General features: G+C 57.4%; 15 protein-coding genes and 1 pseudogene. 11 read left to right on the forward strand and 5 right to left on the reverse strand.

Annotated features, from left to right (window positions below; translation table 11 throughout):
• The 3 genes from EN964_RS00490 to EN964_RS00500 form a co-directional block, all read left to right on the forward strand.
• The coding region (locus EN964_RS00490; protein WP_127276107.1) for a DUF1403 family protein at positions 1-621 on the forward strand (621 nt) is incomplete at its 5' end.
• 2 nt (positions 622-623) lie between these two features.
• Complete coding sequence (locus EN964_RS00495; protein ID WP_063169436.1) at positions 624-1,286, forward strand: SMC-Scp complex subunit ScpB; 663 nt, start codon at positions 624-626, stop codon at positions 1,284-1,286.
• Positions 1,287-2,281: 995 nt separating this feature from the next.
• Complete coding sequence (locus EN964_RS00500) at positions 2,282-3,235, forward strand: IS481 family transposase (RefSeq protein ID WP_063169434.1); 954 nt, start codon at positions 2,282-2,284, stop codon at positions 3,233-3,235.
• Between the two features lie 203 nt (positions 3,236-3,438).
• On the opposite strand, the gene EN964_RS00505 is transcribed toward EN964_RS00500, so the two are convergent.
• Genes EN964_RS00505 through EN964_RS39330 form a run of 3 tightly spaced genes read right to left on the reverse strand, consistent with a single transcriptional unit; the run spans position 3,439 to position 4,178 of the window.
• Positions 3,439-3,723, reverse strand: coding sequence for a DUF6804 family protein (locus tag EN964_RS00505; RefSeq protein WP_063169433.1), 285 nt, complete (start codon positions 3,721-3,723; stop codon positions 3,439-3,441).
• A 52-nt stretch (positions 3,724-3,775) separates the two neighbouring features.
• Complete coding sequence (locus tag EN964_RS00510; RefSeq protein WP_082826591.1) at positions 3,776-4,015, reverse strand: hypothetical protein; 240 nt, start codon at positions 4,013-4,015, stop codon at positions 3,776-3,778.
• A gap of 28 nt (positions 4,016-4,043) precedes the next feature.
• On the reverse strand, positions 4,044-4,178 hold the full coding sequence (locus tag EN964_RS39330) for a YHYH domain-containing protein (protein ID WP_199489651.1): 135 nt from the start codon (positions 4,176-4,178) through the stop codon (positions 4,044-4,046).
• Positions 4,179-4,307: 129 nt separating this feature from the next.
• Here EN964_RS39330 and EN964_RS00520 point away from each other — a divergent pair, with 129 nt between their 5' ends.
• From EN964_RS00520 to EN964_RS00545, 7 genes and pseudogenes are all read left to right on the forward strand, one after another.
• The gene (locus EN964_RS00520) at positions 4,308-4,748 is read left to right on the forward strand and encodes a hypothetical protein (RefSeq protein WP_126066778.1); all 441 of its coding nucleotides are present in this window, start codon (positions 4,308-4,310) and stop codon (positions 4,746-4,748) included.
• Positions 4,749-4,945: 197 nt separating this feature from the next.
• The gene (locus EN964_RS00525; RefSeq protein ID WP_063169430.1) at positions 4,946-6,385 is read left to right on the forward strand and encodes a hypothetical protein; all 1,440 of its coding nucleotides are present in this window, start codon (positions 4,946-4,948) and stop codon (positions 6,383-6,385) included.
• Positions 6,378-7,196: a hypothetical protein gene (locus EN964_RS00530; protein WP_063169429.1), complete on the forward strand. Its 819-nt coding sequence runs from the start codon at positions 6,378-6,380 to the stop codon at positions 7,194-7,196. The genes EN964_RS00525 and EN964_RS00530 overlap by 8 nt, the downstream gene beginning before the upstream one ends.
• On the forward strand, positions 7,196-8,512 hold the full coding sequence (locus EN964_RS00535) for a hypothetical protein (RefSeq protein ID WP_063169428.1): 1,317 nt from the start codon (positions 7,196-7,198) through the stop codon (positions 8,510-8,512). The genes EN964_RS00530 and EN964_RS00535 overlap by 1 nt, the downstream gene beginning before the upstream one ends.
• A complete protein-coding gene (locus EN964_RS00540) occupies positions 8,500-9,558 on the forward strand; it encodes a hypothetical protein (protein ID WP_224571173.1) in 1,059 nt (352 codons plus the stop codon). Before EN964_RS00535 ends, EN964_RS00540 begins: the two co-directional genes overlap by 13 nt.
• Positions 9,559-9,608: 50 nt before the next feature.
• A pseudogene (locus EN964_RS39335) lies at positions 9,609-9,755 on the forward strand (DUF4236 domain-containing protein); the annotation flags it as partial.
• Positions 9,756-9,773: 18 nt separating this feature from the next.
• Positions 9,774-10,754, forward strand: coding sequence for a hypothetical protein (locus tag EN964_RS00545; protein ID WP_127368371.1), 981 nt, complete (start codon positions 9,774-9,776; stop codon positions 10,752-10,754).
• 13 nt (positions 10,755-10,767) lie between these two features.
• Here EN964_RS00545 and EN964_RS00550 read toward each other — a convergent pair whose 3' ends face one another.
• Entirely contained in the window at positions 10,768-11,598 is an 831-nt protein-coding gene (locus EN964_RS00550; protein WP_127224212.1) for a thermonuclease family protein, read from the reverse strand.
• Positions 11,599-11,632: 34 nt separating this feature from the next.
• Entirely contained in the window at positions 11,633-12,082 is a 450-nt protein-coding gene (locus tag EN964_RS00555; protein ID WP_063169425.1) for a MucR family transcriptional regulator, read from the reverse strand.
• A 666-nt stretch (positions 12,083-12,748) separates the two neighbouring features.
• Here EN964_RS00555 and EN964_RS00560 point away from each other — a divergent pair.
• Positions 12,749-18,268 (forward strand): DUF3320 domain-containing protein, encoded by a 5,520-nt coding sequence (locus EN964_RS00560; protein WP_245437922.1) that lies wholly within the window; start codon positions 12,749-12,751, stop codon positions 18,266-18,268.
• The last annotated feature ends 51 nt before the right edge of the window (positions 18,269-18,319 follow it).

Raw genomic sequence — 18,319 nt, forward strand, 5'->3', positions numbered from 1 at the left:
CCGCCCGCCGCTACGCCCGGCCGGCTCGGGAAGATACTCGACCAGCTTGGCCTCCATTGGGACGGCGCCGCGCTCGCCGACCTTTGCACGCAGATCGAAAAACTCGGGGTATCCCAGCGGTCGGCGCCATTCGACGCCGCGGCGATCGCCGCTGAGGTCGTCGCCATGCGTCCCGATGCCGAACTCTTTGGCTGGTGGCTCGCCGACCTGGTACTGGCGCAACGCCTGGGCTGGCCGCAGCCCCTGCCGCTCCTAATGGCGCAGGGTTTTGGACCATCTTTCCGCACCGAGGCCGGCGGTGGCCGGCGCATCCGGCCCGGGGACAAGAATTTTGAGCGGGCGGTTTGCATCGCGCTCGTCGCGGCCGCCGCGGACGCTTGTCGGTTGGCCGCCGAGCTGTCGCGCCGGGCCGAAAAACTCCTGGCGGTGGCGCCGAAACTGCGCGCCAAAGGCGCCGGCGACGTAATCTTTCTGCTGCTCAGTGAAGACGCCGTGTCCGGATCGCTGACGACGGACAATCTGTCGCGCTTTGCATCGCGACGGCTGTTCGAACGGCTGCAGCAACTGGAGGTCGTGCGCGAGCTCTCCGGCCGCCCCACATTCCGGCTGTTCGGGCTGTAGCGATGAGCGAAGCGTCCGCCCGCCGCAAGCCAAACGATCAGCCGGCGCTGCTCGACACCGAACTGGAACATCTGCCGCCGGAGCTGCGCTGGTGCGAATGGATGGCCCGCGTCGAAGCGGTGATCTTTGCGGCAAATGAACCGGTGACACGTAGTGTCCTCGCGCGGGTGGTGGGAAAAAACTGCAATATCGAGCTGATCATCGACGACATTCGCGCCGAACTCGCCGGCCGCCCTTACGAGCTGGTCGCGGTCGCCGGCGGCTGGCAGCACCGGACCAAAAAGGTTTTTGGCGACGCCATTCACGCAGCCTTCGGCACGGCAGCGGGCGAGGGAGCAAAAGAACTGTCGCAGGCGGAGGCGCTTGTCTTGATGTGCATTGCCTATTTCCAGCCGATCACCCGTGGCGAGCTGTCGAGCTTTTTCGGCAAGGAGGTGTCACGTGACCTGATCGGCGTGCTGCGCGCTGAGCAGCTGGTCGCCTCGGGGCCGCGCAGCCCGCAGCCGGGCGCGCCCTACACCTATGTGACGACCAAAACTTTTCTGTCGCAGTTCGGGCTCGACACGCTGCGCCAGCTGCCGGATTTCGAGGCGCTCGAGGACGCCGGGCTGCTGTCGAAGGAGAAGCTGCTGGATCATCCCAGGGTTTGCAGATATCGACGATGATGGCGCCAGCGCCGCGCTCGACGAATAGATGATCCCATCACGGCGGGACACACGCGATCTCGCCGCTCGTCACATAGAAGATTGCGCCACGCACGCCGTCTGGTCTCGCCGGCTGGGTCCTTCGCGTGACGGAAGGGAGGTGGCGGCACGCGTCCGCTTGTCGATGAAGGATAAGCGAACAGGCAATTGATCGAGCCTGGTCGCACATGTCGATCACCATTGAGAGCTCTCGAAGGGAGAAAGTTCAATTGAACCACGTCTACCTTGAGCTTCTCGCGACGATTGAGGCGTTAAGATCCAGCCCATCGGGGCGACCATTCAGACGCTGATGGACAAGGTTCGCGACCTTTCACAGACGATCAAAGCCCTGAAAGACGATCTCCACCAGACAGCCGGCTATGGCCTGCTAAGAACCTAGCCAGCCGGCGAGTGCCCATCCCGGCCATTGTCAGCGAGGCGGCCATCCCAACAAGATCGCCTTGCCGCCACCGCCAATGGCGGATGCTGACAGCAGCGCCATAAGAACGCCAACGTAGATGGGGAAGATCATCCTCGGGCTATTCGTCCTTCCAAATGACAGTCTTCCCCCGAAAATCCCAATGAAATTTGAGGTTGGCTTTCAGTACCTCGGTGGGGATCCTCGGCTCGATCGCTGTGTGGAGAGCGTTATACGTTTCTCGGCAGAAGCTCGGCGGCGGGACATTCAGCTTGTACCCCGACGGGTACCTAAAATCTTGCTGAGAATTCATCAGGTCAAGGTTGTTGGCAATCATCTTCACGTTCCCAATCGGCGGCATTCCTAGGGCCACTGCGGCTTCGTAAATGTCCTCGATCTTGTGACCGAAGCCGAGCCGGAGACCGCGTTTCGACACGCCCTTTGAAGCTAGATACGCTTTCAAGAGGAGTTCTAGGTGTGAGCTTTCGAGAGGTTGTCCATTCGGACCGGACCGAGGAGACTGGAGTTACCACGCTTCAGCATCCATCGGAGGGTCCGAATGAACATCCACAAGAATGCCCGTCTCACACCGCTGCGTCGAGAGGAGATGGCGTTATCGGTGATAGAAGGCGCTTTTTCCAAAGCCCATGCGGCGCGCGTCTATGGCGTGTCGGCCAAGATCGTGGCGCGCTGGGTCGAGCGCTATAAGACCAAAGGGCGGGCCGGCATGGTCGACCGCTCGTCGCGGCCCACCGTCATGCCGAGCCTGACCGAACAGTCCGTGGCCGAGCGCATCGCAGCCTTGCGTCGCCAGCGGCTGACCGGCAAGCACATCGCCCATGAGGTCGGCGTCTCGCCCGCCACCGTCAGCCGGGTTCTCAAGCGTGCCGGGCTGTCGCGGCTCAGGGATATCGAGCCGGCCGAACCGGTCCGGCGCTACGAGCGGGAGCATCCCGGCGAGATGATCCATATCGACATCAAGAAGCTCGGCCGCTTCAGCCAAGTCGGCCATCGTATCACCGGCGATCCGCAAAAGGGCAAGTCGCGCGGCGCCGGCTGGGAGTTCGTCCATGTCTGCATCGACGACGCGTCCCGCATCGCCTTCTCGCAAATCCTGCCCGACGAGAAAAAGGAGTGCGCCATCGCCTTCCTCAAGGCCGCGGTCGCCTATTACGCCAGCCTCGGCGTCACGATAGCCCGCGTCATGACCGACAACGGCTCCTGCTACAGATCAAAGGCCTTCGCCAAGGCCTGCCGCGATCTCGGCCTCAAGCACGTCACGACAAGACCCTATACGCCCAAGACCAATGGCAAGGCCGAGCGCTTCATCCAGACAGCACTGCGCGAATGGGCCTACGCCATTGCCTATCCGACATCCGATCATCGTGCCGCCGAACTGCCTGTCTGGCTGCACAGATACAATTGGCATCGTCCACATGGCAGCCTAAAGTCAAAAACGCCTATCAGTCGCCTCGCCCTGATCGAGGACAACCTGTTGAAGCTCCACATCTAGGGCATGCGAAAATAGAAAATAACGGGCAAAAAGATGCGCCTTTTCCGACTCCGAGCCTAGATGGTTGAAAGCCTCGAAGTACTCCTTCGTCCGCTCGAGGAGATCTCCCGCATAAAGCGCCAACGGCTGTGACACGGTGACCCTCGGGCGCGCCTTGACCTTCGGCGTCTCAGGTCCACTCTTGGCCATCTCAGATTATCGGCTTAATTCCGGTGCCGGTATGCGACAAAGCCGAACAGAGTAGCCGCTGCGACGTTGAAGATTGCCCACAGCTCGCGCGGCAAATGAACCGGCATGAACGGGTTGAAGATCGCTGCCGCTCCAAACAGCGCCCAAGCCAGGGTGCGATTTTCAGGGCCTGATCGCCACACCATGGCTCCGCAGTAGATCCCGGCGAAAAAGACCACCACGCGGAGGAATTGGTAATAGCCGTACGGCCATGGCGCTACCGCCAGCAGCGAGGCAATAGCTACACAGATGCAGACCAACCGGACCGTTCCGGCCGGCGTCGAAAAGCATTATTTTCAGCAAACTTGATCCTCAAACGCCCAGCACGGTTGTTAGTGGAGTTTCGGCGCCCGCCATATATTTGAAAAGCCAGATTGCCCAAGTGATCGGCCAAATGAACGCCAACATCGCATCCAGGCTCAAGTTAATCAGGATTTTTACGACCACTGATGCATGGCCCTGCCATGTGTCGACGACATTCATCACGTAGGTGATCGGCCCGCCCAGCATGAAGAGGAGGCCCAGCGGAGCTGACATGATGTTCTTCAGCATGTTTGTGTCCCTCAGAAAGGCGTGACCTTCAGTGACAGTGATACGCGCCGGTCTTATGGTTGGTATGGCAACCGTTGGCATCAGTGCCGCCACTGTGTGCAAACGCGCCGGTCGCGCAAGCGATTATTGCAGCGGCCATAGCCGCGAGAAATGTTGTTTTCATTTTATTGCCCTCCCAAAGTATTTCAGACAGAGCACTATTGCCGGTCGGGCACAAGCTGCTCGTGGCACTGTGAACACAAATAGGATAGATGCTCCTCTGTGCAGGCCAAGATCGGGCGAGGAGAATACTTTGGATGGATTGCGATTGATGCACGTCCCGTTGGCGATCCTGCTGACATGGCCAAGGGTGGCGACGGCAAATGAATGCCTCTCGAAGTACACCAAGACCGACGTCTGCGCCTACGCAAAAAAAATGCAAACCGAAATGGCTCCAGCATTGCCCATGCTGATCAGTTCGAACATCTCCGTTCGGAGCATCATCGCAATCGGGCCAAGGATCGTTTTCAACGCCACCTGGGCTCAGACCGATGCGGAAGTAGACGCCAAATTGTTGGCTGCTGGCGTCTCGCGGCCGGTCTATGTCCAGAAGATCGATGAAATGACCAAAAACTATGTCTGTCGTGCGGAGGAACTATCTGCCTTCGTTCGCCTGGGCGGTGAGATCCAGTACACGTATACGACTGTGGATAATTTCCCAGTCGCGAACCCGCTCGTAGCACTCTGTCCTTAGAGCATCGCAGCACGGCTCATGACATGACTAGTCGCGGCCGATCAACCAGTTGATCAGCAGCCATGATCATTTGTTGGAACTCAATTGAGCCTGATCCGCACTAGCAAGTGGATAGAAGTGAATGTGCGGTTGCCCTTTAGCTCTACTATGCATAGAAACCACTCTGCCGGGGGGCGTAAAGTTGGGGTTGTGAGTGCGTGGGCTCTAAATTCGAAAAACTAAATAAGTTGCGTGACTCACTGCGAGAATCCAACCACGATTTTCGGGCGAGCACTCAGCTATTCAACAGCCTGGACCCTGCCAAGATCGACGGCGACCTGGATGTCATTAACCGCGGAAAGCAGCGCGGCGAGGTGAACCAACCCCCGAAAACGGCAAAGAATCTCGACGATGTCGAACATGCCATCGTGGAACGCGTTGAGGATGAGAAGAAGGCTGCGCATCACACTCTTGAGGACAACCTGCAACTCCTTGGAGGTCGTCTTGCCGGCCTCGATTTCGAGGAACAATTCGGTCTAATCCGTCAGACGAATGCCGCTAGCGTTTCGGACTTCAAAGCCTCGGTCGCCGTGGGCCTCGATGAACTTCACGGCCTGAGAAGGGCCCTGAACGACGCCGAAAAAGAGCATGCATGGTTTAAGGAGAAGCACGGTCTCGTTCGTGCCGCGCGTGTGCAGCACGGTGCCGCTCACATTTTCCGGCTATCGCTTCTGCTATTTCTGTTTCTGGTCGAGACAGCGATGAACGGCAACTTCCTGGCCAAGGGCAATGAGCAGGGATTTTTTGGTGGCATCCTTGAGGCTGCGGCATTCTCTTTCATCAACATCGGGGCGGCTTTGCTCCTGGCGGTTTTCTGCGCTCGTCTCGTCACCCATCGGTCGTTTTTCGTAAAATTCGTTGGGATCATTTCAATCCTTTTCTATATCGGCTTGGCGATTTCGATAAACTTGGCGCTAGCGCACTACCGTGAGGTCAGCGGCTCGCTCGCTGACGGCGCCGGCGCTGAGGTCATCCGTAATATGCTCGCCAATCCAGCGGGTCTCACGGACATCAAGTCCTGGTTGCTGTTTGCGATCGGCCTGATGTTTTCGCTTTTCGCTTTTATCGACGGCTGGTTCGTGCTCGACCCTTACCCAGGCTACACTGGCGTTGAAAATCGGCTCGTTCGACGGCGCGATGACTACATCGATCGAAAGAAGGAACTGATCGAAGAGCTGCAGGATGTCCGCGACGACCACAACGAAAAAGTGGAGGAAATCGTCAAGCAGCTTGGTAGTCGCCGGCGCGAGCACCGCGCGATTGTCGATCATCGATCGAGGCTTCTGGCTCTTTTTGCGCAGCATCAAGACCAATTGGAGCGAGCCTGCAATCAGCTTTTGTCGATGTATCGGGAAGCCAACATCCAGGCGAGGACCGAGCCGGCGCCCAAGCATTTCGGAACGCCCTACAAACTTGATCGCATCAAGCCATACGTCACCGGCGAGCGGGAGTGGAATGAGGGAGATGTTGGCGCATCAATTCGCCAGGCGCAGGAGGAACTCAACGAGCAGGTTCGTCTGATTGGTCAGGAATGCGAACGGGGAATTGAGCAGTACCGAGATCTTGATAAGCTTCACCCGGACAGCGTGAATGTCTAGGCGAACCCGCAGACGCAAGAAAGGCAATGCGGGTACCATTGCCGCGGCCATTGCCCTTGGTGTGCTATCCGTTGCGATGTTGGCCGGCTTCGGCTGGATGTGGACCAGGTCTGGCAATGGCCATATCGACGCCAACACGAATTGCCCATTGGACGGACCCTCCAGCCTGACCGCCGTCCTCATCGACGCCACTGATCCAATTTCGGCAACGACGATGGCTGATCTCAAGAACGAGTTCCGAAAGACCATTGGGCAGGTCGAGCCGGGTGGGTATGTGAGGATTTATACCCTGAGCTCGGCGCCTGGTGAGCTGACGGTGATGTTCGATGGATGCAATCCCGGTGATGGGTCGACCGTCGATAGTTGGACCAACAATCCTGCGCGGCGTCAAAAGAAGTGGGAAAACGCCTTCGGCGATCCTTTGAACAAACTTCCCGATGAAATCCCGAATGCGGCTTCCGCGAGCCAATCTCCGATCATGGCTGGAATTCAGAAAATCAAGCTGTCGCTCTTCGATAGCAGCTTGGCCAAACAGGGCAGTCCCAAGCGATTGGTGGTCGCCTCTGACATGATCGAGCATACGACGATTTACTCGCAGTACCGATCGGGACTGGATTACCAAAAATACCTCAACAGCGCCGCCGACCGCACATATGGGACGTCGCTGGATGGGGTGGGCATCACAATTCTTTATATCGATCGGGCAAAGAAGCCATTTCAGACCCTGGATCACGCGGAGTTCTGGACACATTGGGTCCAGAACCATCACGGCGAGTTCGAAAAGCTGGTTGGCTTGGATGGGTTAAACTGATGGCGAGAGCGCACGACAAACCTTTGCTGGATCATCCACGTCTGCCGGTCGTGGTTTTCGCGGCATTGACACTCGGCGGGTGTGTATTCATCGCCATTGCAAAACTCTCAGGCGTAAATCCGATCGTCGCGGCGGTAGCACCGGCCTGCCTGATGTTTTTCTATCTCGGGGTTTCGATCTTTGCTGGAAAGCTACAACTGCACGACGAGCAGACCGGCGATAACCTCTACTATATGGGCTTCCTGTTCACCCTGACGAGCCTTGGGGTCTCGCTGTTTCAGTTTGGAACGGAAGGCTCAACCGACACGATCGTCCAAAATTTTGGCATCGCGATCACGTCGACGATCACCGGTATTGCTCTGAGGGTTTTCTACAATCAGATGCGGCGCGATCCCGCGGACATTGAGCGAACGGCGAGGCACGAACTTGCCGACATGACACGGCGTGTAAGAGCCGAGATGGAAAGCGTAACCAGGGAGTTCGCCGACTTTCGTCGTGTCAGCCATCAAATGCTCGAAGAGGGCTTTGCAGAGATTGCCGAGCAAGCGGCACGCAATGGGGAGCACATTCGATCTGCCCTGGACAATATTGCCATGGAATCGATCAAGCCTGTCCAAGAGGCGTCTGCCAAGCTCAGTGACGCGTTGCAGCACAATTTCGGGCAAGTCGAAACCCAGTTTGCTTCGATAGCGAACCGCGTTGGAGCTGCAGCGGATTTGCTGGATAAAGCCAACAGCTCGATGTCCAACTCTGTTGGAAAGCTCGGTAATCAAGCCGACAATATGGCTGCCAAGCTGGAAAAGGTGGTTGTTCCTGATGAGGTGCTGAAGAACGATCTGGCGCCGATGGTCAAGCTCCTGGGTAATGCTGTCGCACAATATGCGATAAAAACCGAAACAGCCTCGCAAGAGCAGCAAACGCGGATGACCGGTCTTGCCGACGCAGTGATCAAGGTGGCGACTGGAGTGGAGAGAGCGGCAGCGGCCGCAGAAAAGACCGCAGAAACTGTCCAAGCGCAGCAGCGTTTGACTGAGGAGTTCATGGCTGTGATGCAGAAACACAGCAATGAAACACGCGGCCTCGTCGCAACCCTTACACAACATAGCCTCCCGGCCGTGCGCACGCCCCAGCCTCTGAGCAATGCGATAGCGAACGATGTCGAGCGAGTGGCGGCACCTTCCACTGTTGCCTCCCCTGTGGAGACGCCAATCAAGGTTTCGGATGACACGGAGGGCGACACCTTCCGATCGTTAAGCAGTCCGGCGGAGGTGGAGAAGGGTGAACCGCCAAAGAGAGCAAGTTGGTGGGGCAGGTGAGTGAGGTTAGCGGAACAGCCATTACGTTTGAGCGCAAGGGCTATGGCCGCGGCCTGATACTCGGCCTGACGATGGCTGAGACGATGCTGCTTCTCGTTTTCTGCCTTTTGCTTGCTGCAGGCGCGCTCATCGCCAAGACAAAGAAAGAGGCTGCGGCAGCGCAGAAGATTGCGCAGTCCCTCAATGAGAACGCTCGCAAGCTTGACGAGGAAAACAAGCGGTTGCTGGCTCAGCTGAATGCCATGGTCAAGCCTGCAAGTCGACGCAATGTACCAGATCAAGAATGGCGTGAATTGGTCCGGGCCAAAGAGGCCGCAGAGGCAATCAAAAAAGTGGGACTGACCCTTGAGGAAGCGGTGAAAAGCGCGCCGGCCGCCAAAGTCCTCTCTGACAACGACGTCGACGTTGATCAGGCCAAAGCCATGATCGAGAAGATGAAGGTTCTGCGCGAGCTCGGCTACGTTGGCACGGGCAAGACGTCCAAGGATCTTGCTGACGCACTGAAGAAGGCAAGGAACGAGGCCTCTGCTGACAAGCCACACGATTGGCCACCGATCATCAGTCTTAGCGAGCTCGATGGCTATAATTTCGATACTGGAAGTGCGGAGCTTTCCGGTGGCTTCAAAACGAAGTTGCGGCAGATGTCGAAGACCATTGCTGGAATTGCAACTTCCTATGGTGTGGACGTCATTGAGGTGATTGGCCACACGGACGAGCAGGCGATGTCCGGTGACTCATCGAATATGGACAGAGGCCTTCAGCCCGTACTGGCGCGCAAGATGGACATTGGCACACTCCATCCTGCCGACAATGCCGGGCTTGGATTAGCGCGAGCGATCTCCGTCACAGGCATCCTGCGCGATATGCCGGAACTGAAAGGCTTCACCATCCTGCCAATGTCCGGCGGCCAGTTGATATTGCCTGGCGACCGGCTCACCGACGGCGCACAGGCCGGCGACGTCAAGGCGAGGAGGCGAATTGAGATCAGGGTCAGGCAACGTTCGCGAGAGACAGATATTGGACTGGTTCCGGTACCAAAGTTGTGAGGCGAACTGCCCTTGGGTTTCGCTCACAGGGCTTGGGGGGGATTGCGGGGATGGGGTTTTACGTTCGAAAATCGATTAGTGCGGGACCTTTCCGCTTTAACTTCTCGTCTGGCGGGGTTGGCGCGTCCGTTGGCGTGCAAGGTCTTCGTATCGGGACTGGCCCACGAGGGCATTATATTCATGCAGGCGTCGGCGGTCTCTACTACCGAGGCACTTTGGGAAAGCGCAGCGCCAAGCAGACGCTGCAACTGTCTGAATTCCCATCTGGGCCAAAGCCCCATCCAACATCCTCACCCGTGGAATATGTCAGCGGTGGCGTCGTGATGAGAGAAATCGAGTCCGCCGATGTGATCGAGATGCGTGATGAGACATTTGCCAATGTGCTTGATGAAATCAATGCGAGGCAATCGCAGACGCGAATGTCGCTCATCCTGGCCGTGCTGTTTGGGATCGCCGGATTGATCGCAGGCGCAATGCTGGGAGGTGGGGTGGCGCTGATCGGTATTGCTGCCTTTTTGCCGGGCATGCTTATTGGCAACTGGTTGGACAGCTACCGCCGGGTGAGCGTGCTCTACTATGATTTGGAGCAGGACGCGGAGGCGGCCTACGGGCGACTTGTCGCCGCCTTTGACACGCTCACACGCTGCGCGGCGAGTTGGCATGTCGCGGCTGGTGGCAAGATAGAGGATCTGACGACTTGGAAGCGCAATGCGGGAGCCACGATGTTGGTCGATAAAAAGTCGACGACGCTCCAAGCTTCCTTGCCGACGGTTGTTCGCAGCAATGTCACACCACCGTCGATACACGTCGGCCGGCAAATCCTTTATTTCATGCCAGACATGATTTTGGTGAAGGACGGAAACCAGTACGGTGCCGTTGGGTATGGAGACCTCAGGACGCAATTTGCCCCCAGCAATTTTATTGAGACCGGCAAAGTTCCATCTGATGCTGAGATCGTGAGCTATACCTGGGCTCATCCCAATAAGAATGGCGGACCCGACAAACGCTTCAGAGATAATCGGCAGATCCCTGTCTGTCGCTACGAAGCCTTGCGGTTTTCTAGCCCATCCGGGCTCAACGAGCTGGTGGAATTTTCCAAGACAAACGTCAGCCAGCCCTTTTGCCAGGCTCTATTGGCACTCGCGCAAATGCACCGAAACGCTGGTGGCCAGTCCGGCTTGCTGAAAGCGCGCTAAGGAATTGGCTTGGTCAGCAAATGCCTTCGCACGGAATTCCGTCGCCGTCCCGGTCCAATTTGGGTCCCCAGCTACAGTTATTGAGATACCAGCGCGCCTCATCGCATGAGGAGATTTGCTTACAATAGCGACGCGGTTGACACGAATAGCTCTGAGCTATTTGGCGACGGCCTGTAAGGCCGTAGGATGTGTCATTACCGGGTTTATTGTTGGCTGCATGTGTTGCTCGCCAATCCCAAGGGGCTGTGAAAGTGCCAACCCAGATGCCAATCTTGGCCCTTTGGGCATCTGCCTGTTGTGACGCGTAACTACCATGGCTGTATCGAGGCCAATCCAGGGCATAACCCTGTTCGACCATCCAAGACGCAATGCTAGCACCGTCCGCCCGCTGACAATCACCAACGAAGCGGTTGTAACGATCCCACGAAACAAAGTTGCACTGGATGGGTCGGGATTGACTGAGGAAGATGTCCAGTGCTTCTGCGGATTTGCGGCCGCATGGGTATTCTTGCCCGCTTGCGTCGCTGCAGTTTTGGCTGCTTTCAGGTGCGTCGATGCCATTGAAACGAATACGCTGTCCGTGGATCTCGATCGTGTCCCCGTCAACGATGGACGCTACGCCGACGATAGGCTTCGGTTTTGACCCGAGTGCGCTTGCTGTATTGGGTCCCGCGATCTGGTTGCCCCACCCTGTAAAGTAGGAGGTGACATAAGCGCCCACTGCTAGCGTGATCACCAGGATCGCGGCTAATGATTTATGTGAAAAGAAACGCTTGCGCATAATTGAAACCCGGCCGCGTCTTGGCCGCGAGCTGCGGCGATGGGAATAGCGATCGCGATTCAATTTTCGATCCTTTGCGAAGCTGCCAAATGTTTTGCTAGCGCGTCTTTGACTTCTTGGCTGCTGCTTTCTTGGGCGCGGCTGCTGTGCGACCGAGGCCAATCGATTTTGCCAATCTGGAGCGATTGGCTGAATAGTTAGGCGCGACCATGGGGTAATCGTTGGAGAGGCCCCATTTTTGGCGATAGGCGTCGGGCGTCAGTCCAAAATGCGTGTTCAAGTGTCTCTTGAGGGACTTGAACTTTTTGCCGTCTTCGAGGCAGACGATGTAGTCTGGAGTGACTGAGCGCTTGGGGTTGACCGCGGGAACTTGGTCGGGTTTTTCCGGTTCGGACGGCTGGCCGATACGCGCTAATGACGAATTGATGCTGGCAATAAGGTCCGGCAATGAGGAGACCGGCACTGAATTCTTGCTCACATAAGCCGCAACGATATCGGCGGTAAGCTCCATCAGCGCGGTGGCCGTATTTTGGATTTCGTCAGTCACTTCATGGCTCCGGACTTCTGCAGTGAAATCCCGATCTATTACTTATCGGCTAAAAAAACCAGTAGAGGGAGGATACTAAATGCCAGGCGCTAATAGTGATGAATGTTAAAGCGCCAATCAGAATGCGGAACCACGAGAGACGGTGGATTGATTGGGCGCGGCGTTTTCTTTGTATGACCAGGAAAGCGGCTTGAGGCTCACAGGCGGATGCATTTAGATTTGGACGAGTAGGACCTACGCATGACATTTTCGAAAGACCCGCCGCCGGAGGTTAAGCCCCAGAAGGATAAGGCAAAGACTGGATCTGAATTGGACCGCGTTCCAAGTGCGGGAGCCATTCGGGTCCGCAACGGACTCTCTGTGTCAGAAAAAGACATTGTGGAGGCGGCTAAATACGGGGGCAGGGAGCGAGAATCCTCGTCGGATAGCGACTAGGCAAAGGGGGCCAAGAATGCAGGCTCTGACCCATATCACACGTCGCAATATTGGACGGTGTCCAGAAGTGATCGCAGTCGTTTCTAATTGAACACGGCTGTTTTTTCTTGCGCGAACGCTCTACGCGGGCTCTAGCTGGTTCTCCTTTCAAAGGGGATGTAAGTCTTGGACGTAAAACAGTCAGTCTTCCAAAGCGATCTCCCTCTAAAGGAGAAACTCGAGCGCGCCAGGATGGAGTTGCTCGATCTTTCCGCCCGCAATCGACTTTTGAATGTGCCGCGGTTTTCCAAGAGCGCGAAGACGATCGATATCGTCGATGAGAAGTCGTCCGAAATTTATCGATTGCTGGTGACCGAAGGAAAGGCTTTTACCTTCCTGGCCGGCAAGCCCGATAGGCCGAAAGCGGGCCAGGATGAAAGCAGCCCTCCAGACGAAGAGATCGACTATTCCCCCGTCGCTCTCGCCCAACCAGAGGACGATGGAGTCGATAACAGAGGGATATCCGCGCGGCACTCGGACACCAAGCTGCAGACGCGTATGACCCCAACTGGGCTGCAGCGGCGGCTCCTTGATCTCTACCATGATGCCCGCACACTCGAGGAAGAGCAGGGCGTCAATATCCTCTTTCTGGCCCTTGGAATGCTGAAGTGGATTGACCCGAACAACAAAGAGAACATCCGTCAGGCCCCCCTCATTTTGGTGCCGGTTCGGCTTGAGCGAGGGGCCGCTGGAGAAAAATTCCGCCTACGAGCCCGGCCGGAAGATCTTACCGCAAACCTCTCCTTGGAACTCTATCTCGACCGCATTCACAAGCTCGCTCTGCCGCGTTTTGAGGTGGGAGATGACTTCGACGTCTCGGCCTATCTCGATGCCGTTGCCGAAGCAATTTCGACCAAAGAGGGTTGGGAGGTGCTTCGCGACGATATGGTGCTCGGCTTCTTCTCGTTTGCGAAGTTCTTGATGTACCGTGATCTGGATCCGGATCTCTGGCCCGATGGCGCAAAGATTATCGAACAACCGAAGATCCGCTCGCTTCTTTCAGATGGTTTCGAAACACGCGAGCCGCTTATGTCGGACGACATAGCGATTGATCCGCACATTGCGCCCGCCGAAATGTTGCATATCGTCGACAGTGACAGTTCTCAGACACTGGCGATCCATGACGTCAGAAAAGGTCGCGACCTCGTTATCCAAGGTCCGCCTGGGACAGGAAAATCGCAGACGATCGCAAACATTATTGGGTCGGCCGTTGCCGACGGAAAGACCGTGCTGTTCGTGGCCGAAAAGATGGCAGCGCTGGAGGTCGTCAAGCGACGGCTTGACACTGCTGGGGTGGGGGACGCCTGCCTTGAGCTGCATAGTAACAAGGCGAACAAGCGCATGATGCTAGAGGAGCTGCGGCGAACCTGGCAACTCGGATCGCCCAGGGGCCAGCTTCCTTCTTCCCTAACTGATCGCTTGCTGGAGGCTCGCGATAAACTCAACGCACATGCTGCACGAATGCACGTTGCGTTCGGAGCGTCCGAACTCACTCCTTATCAGGTTCTCGGCCAGCTAACCCGACTAAGGCAGGTCGGTCAGAAACCAGTGGACATCGAACTTACGGATGCCACAAGCTGGACAACTGACGGCGTTTCGCAACGTCGCAAATTGCTCGATGAGGTCTCTCAGCGGATCAACGAGATCGGCTTGCCGATCCACCACCCGTGGCGGGGAGTTGGCCTGGATGTCGTTCTTCCAACGACCATTGAGAGGCTCGTCCCACGCATCGCGGCGTTGCTGGACCAAGCCAAGGCACTGCACGCCAAACTGGTCGGTATCGCTGAGCGGATCAAGGCCGAGCCTCCGAAAATTCTCAGCGACAGCGGCGAGATAGAAGATCGCGCTGAGCTTCTCGCGTCCGCGCCTGGACTTCCTGCCGAGGCGCTCGTCTCGCCGGTATGGGATGAGCGTCCGAAAGACATTTCATCGCTTCTCTGGTCAGGAACGGATTTCGCCCGCAAGTCCGAGGAACTTTCGGAGCAGTTGGCGGCAACGGCTATCGACACGCCAATTGAAGGTCTCGAGACAGAGCTTGCAAAGCTTCCCTCGGAATTTCCGAAAGATGGTTTCCATCGTGCGCGACAGCTCACCATTCTGCTCCCACGCTTGAGGGAAGAAGCTGAGCGCCTGAATCAGGAACTCGGATCGGCGATATTGCCAGACACGTTGGCAGGCTTGCTCAGGCTGGCCGTGACCGGCGAGCGAGTAGCGGCAGCACCTGACGCAAGTCCGGAGGCCTTCGCAGCCACCGTTTGGGACTCCGGACTTGAGCAGGCAGGCGACCTTGCCGACAGCGTAGCGACGCTTGAGGCTGCCAGAGCCGACCTTCAGGGCAAGGTTGTTGACGCGGCGTGGAGCACCGAGGTGGCCGCGGCGCGGCAGGCGCTCGCCACACACACGGGAATATTGAAAGCATTGAACGGCGACTACCGTCGCGCCACAGCACTTGCGCGGACTATTGTGGTCGACCCTAGCGCGCCTGCGACGCAGATAGTTGGTCTCCTCGACCTTTTGATGAAGGGTCAGGCTGCCGCAGCAAGAGTCCGCGAAGGCGACGCTTTTGGCCGTTCCGCCTTCGGGGCAGATTGGCGTGGGGAGCGATCGGCTTCCGCGCCACTGCTCGCGCTAGTGGAGTGGATGCGGACTCTACGAGGGCTAGGCCCCGAACCTCGGATTATCGCCGGCCGGATGGCGGAACGCTCCGAGGCCGGTGCGCGTGCAGCGCGCGTTCGCAAGGTTATCGAAATCGGTCGGCCAATTATCGAAGGTTTCTGGAACGATCTCGGGCACCTCGCGTCATCCATGCTAGGCGACGTGGCTTCCGCCGAGCGGGCCTCGCTGCAACTGATGGAAGCGAAGGCGAGCACTGTAGCTCAAGCCGATGATGCGTCACGACAGGTTCTGACTGACGTTCCGGATCTAATCACTGAGCGGGTGGAGCTACTGCGCCGACTAGGCAGACTACAAGCACTTGCTCAAGGGATCGATGCGGGAGAGAGCCTTGGCAAGTTCGTATTCGGCTCGTCGTGGCACGGTCGAGGATCCGATTGGGCCGCTCTCACGCAAGCCGAGCTTTGGCTGAAAGAAAATGGCTCGATCCGACATCTGGCTGCGCGGTTGCCTGAAAGAATCGAGATCGCAAACTCGGCACGTTCAGCACGTGAAGCGGCCCAAGCGGCAGCGCGGGAATTGAAGGCGCTTACAGGGGATTTGAAAGCCGATGCTCCCTCCTTGTTTGGAGTAGTCGATTTTCCGGACGTCGCGATAGGCGAGGTCGTTTCTCGGCTGCAGGGTTGGCTCGATCATCAGGAGCAGCTCTCGAAATGGGTTGCCTATGAAGAGCGATCCGAAACGGCCCGAAAGGCTGGACTGGGACAGTTGATAGACGGCCTAGCCAACGGCCAGATTACAACAGGATCGGCTCGATCAGTTTTTGATATGGCCTACTACGAACGAATGTTTCTGGCGATGGCGACCGATGAGCCGGAGCTGGCAAGGTTCGACGGGGAACTGCATTCCAGGGCTGTACGTGACTTCGCAGATCTGGACCGCCAGCGCATCAAGGCCGGCGCCATCGAAGTTGTAACGGCTCATCACCGGAAAATTCCTTCAAGAGACGGCGGAGCTGGACCTGTCGGACTGCTTCGTTCTGAGATGGCGCGCAGACGAGGCCACATGCCCATCCGGCAATTGATGCAGAAGGCAGGCCCTGCCATCCAGGCGCTGAAGCCAGTGTTCATGATGAGCCCGCTTTCGGTGGCGCAATTCCTGTCGCCCGGCCGGATGTCCTTCGATCTGCTCGTGATGGACGAGGCGTCTCAGATCCAGCCCGTGGACGCACTTGGCTCGGTCGCCAGGGCCAGTCAGGTGGTCGTCGTTGGCGACGAACGCCAACTGCCACCCACGACATTCTTCGCGAAGATGACAGGCTCGCAGTCTGAAGATGACGAGGGTGAGGGCGCGCAGGTCGCCGACATTGAAAGCATCCTCGGCCTGTTCACGGCCCGCGGCTTGCCGCAGCGTATGCTGCGCTGGCACTACCGTAGCCGTCACCAATCTCTAATCGCAGTATCGAACAGCCAGTTCTACGAGAACCGGCTTTTCATCGTGCCAAGCCCTTATACCCAAGAGGCAGGTATGGGGTTGCGGTTTCATCATGTGCCGGAGGGGGTCTTCGATTCCGGCGGCACAGGAACCAATCCGGTAGAGGCGAGAGCAGTAGCGGAGGCGATCATCCGTCATGCGAAGGTGAACCCGCAAGAGACTCTAGGCGTTGCAACATTTTCGGTTAGCCAACGCCGCGCGATCCAGGATGAACTCGAAGCGCTGCGGCGACTAAATCCCGACACCGAGGAATTCTTTCACGCTCATCCAAGCGAGCCATTCTTCGTCAAGAACCTCGAAAATGTTCAAGGCGATGAGCGCGACGTGATCATGATCTCGGTGGGGTATGCCAAGAATGCCCAGGGATACATGGCCATGCGTTTCGGCCCTCTTGGCGCGGAAGGCGGCGAGCGTCGGCTCAACGTCCTCATAAGCCGCGCCAAGCGCAGCTGCGAAGTATTCGCGTCCATCACAGACGAGGACATCGACCTGGAGCGTGGCAAAGGGAAAGGCATCTTCGCCTTCAAGCTCTTCTTGCACTACGCGAGAACAGGGCGAATTTCGCTTGCCCAAGTCACGGTTCGCGAAATGGATTCAATCTTTGTAGAACAGGTAGCCAACGCGCTGATCGAAATGGGTTATCAGGTTCATGCTCAAGTGGGCATTGCCGGCTTCTTCATCGACCTCGCAGTTGCGGATCCAGAGAGGCCAGGCCGCTATATTCTTGGCATCGAATGCGATGGCGCAGAATATCACTCATCTCGCTCGGCCAGAGATCGAGACCGGCTTCGGCAGTCGGTTCTGGAAGACCATGGTTGGATCATCCATCGCATCTGGAGCGCTGACTGGTTCCAACGGCCTCGTGAGCAGCTGGAGCGAACCATACTAGCGATTGAGGCCGCCAGAAAAGAACTCGATGAGCGGGCCGAATTGGGGGTCCAGAGAAATCGAGCTGTAGCCGTGCAGGTTGTTACGGTCGACCGAGGCAACGTGACGGAAATCGGTCTCGAAAGCACAAACGGATCCGAGACACCCAATCGAGCCTACGAAGAGGCCGAACTAAAGCGACCGGGATCGTTCGAACTCCACGAGACGCCCAGCGGAATCATGGCCGGACTGGTCGAGCAGGTCGTGGCTACAGAAACGCCAATCCATGTCGACGAAATAGTTTCGCGTATTCGGGACGCCTGGGGTCTGCAGCGGGCCGGTGGCAGGATTCAGGATGCAATCGAGCGGGGGGTAAGCATAGCACAGAGAGGTGGTTCAGTAGCCCGTCGAGGCAACTTCTGCTTCAAGCCAGGTGTTCCTGTTCGTCTCAGGGATCGCAGTGGGGTCGTGTCCGCTGGATTGCGCAAGCCCGAAATGATTGCGCAGGACGAGGTCGCCCAAGGCGCTATGGAAGTCGTGAAATCCAACCTCGGTGCGACAGAGGAAGAAATCGCCACAGGCGTTGCCAGGATGCTGGGCTTCAAAGCCACAAGCGCACAATTAAGGCAGCTGATTTCAGCTGGGGTCGCCGATTTGGTTGCCAAAGGAGTGTTACGGTCCCAAGACGGCTTGTTGGTGGCCGGCGAATCCGCGAGCGAGAAATTAGCTGAAGTGTAACGGGGCGCTGCAGCGCCCTCGTTGCAATTTCTGTCGAAGCTCGGAACACCT

This window comes from Mesorhizobium sp. M7A.F.Ca.CA.001.10.2.1 (assembly GCF_003998575.1).
Classification (GTDB): Bacteria; Pseudomonadota; Alphaproteobacteria; order Rhizobiales; family Rhizobiaceae; genus Mesorhizobium.

What these genes read in the sequence shown, in the direction of transcription:
- EN964_RS00495 (WP_063169436.1), top strand. Translation starts at nt 624, where the DNA reads ATGAGCGAAGCGTCCGCCCGCCGCAAGCCAAACGATCAGCCGGCGCTG.
- EN964_RS00500 (WP_063169434.1), top strand. Translation starts at nt 2,282, where the DNA reads ATGAACATCCACAAGAATGCCCGTCTCACACCGCTGCGTCGAGAGGAG.
- EN964_RS00510 (WP_082826591.1), bottom strand. Translation starts at nt 4,015, where the DNA reads ATGCTGAAGAACATCATGTCAGCTCCGCTGGGCCTCCTCTTCATGCTG.
- EN964_RS39330 (WP_199489651.1), bottom strand. Translation starts at nt 4,178, where the DNA reads ATGAAAACAACATTTCTCGCGGCTATGGCCGCTGCAATAATCGCTTGC.
- EN964_RS00530 (WP_063169429.1), top strand. Translation starts at nt 6,378, where the DNA reads ATGTCTAGGCGAACCCGCAGACGCAAGAAAGGCAATGCGGGTACCATT.
- EN964_RS00535 (WP_063169428.1), top strand. Translation starts at nt 7,196, where the DNA reads ATGGCGAGAGCGCACGACAAACCTTTGCTGGATCATCCACGTCTGCCG.
- EN964_RS00560 (WP_245437922.1), top strand. Translation starts at nt 12,749, where the DNA reads ATGGAGTTGCTCGATCTTTCCGCCCGCAATCGACTTTTGAATGTGCCG.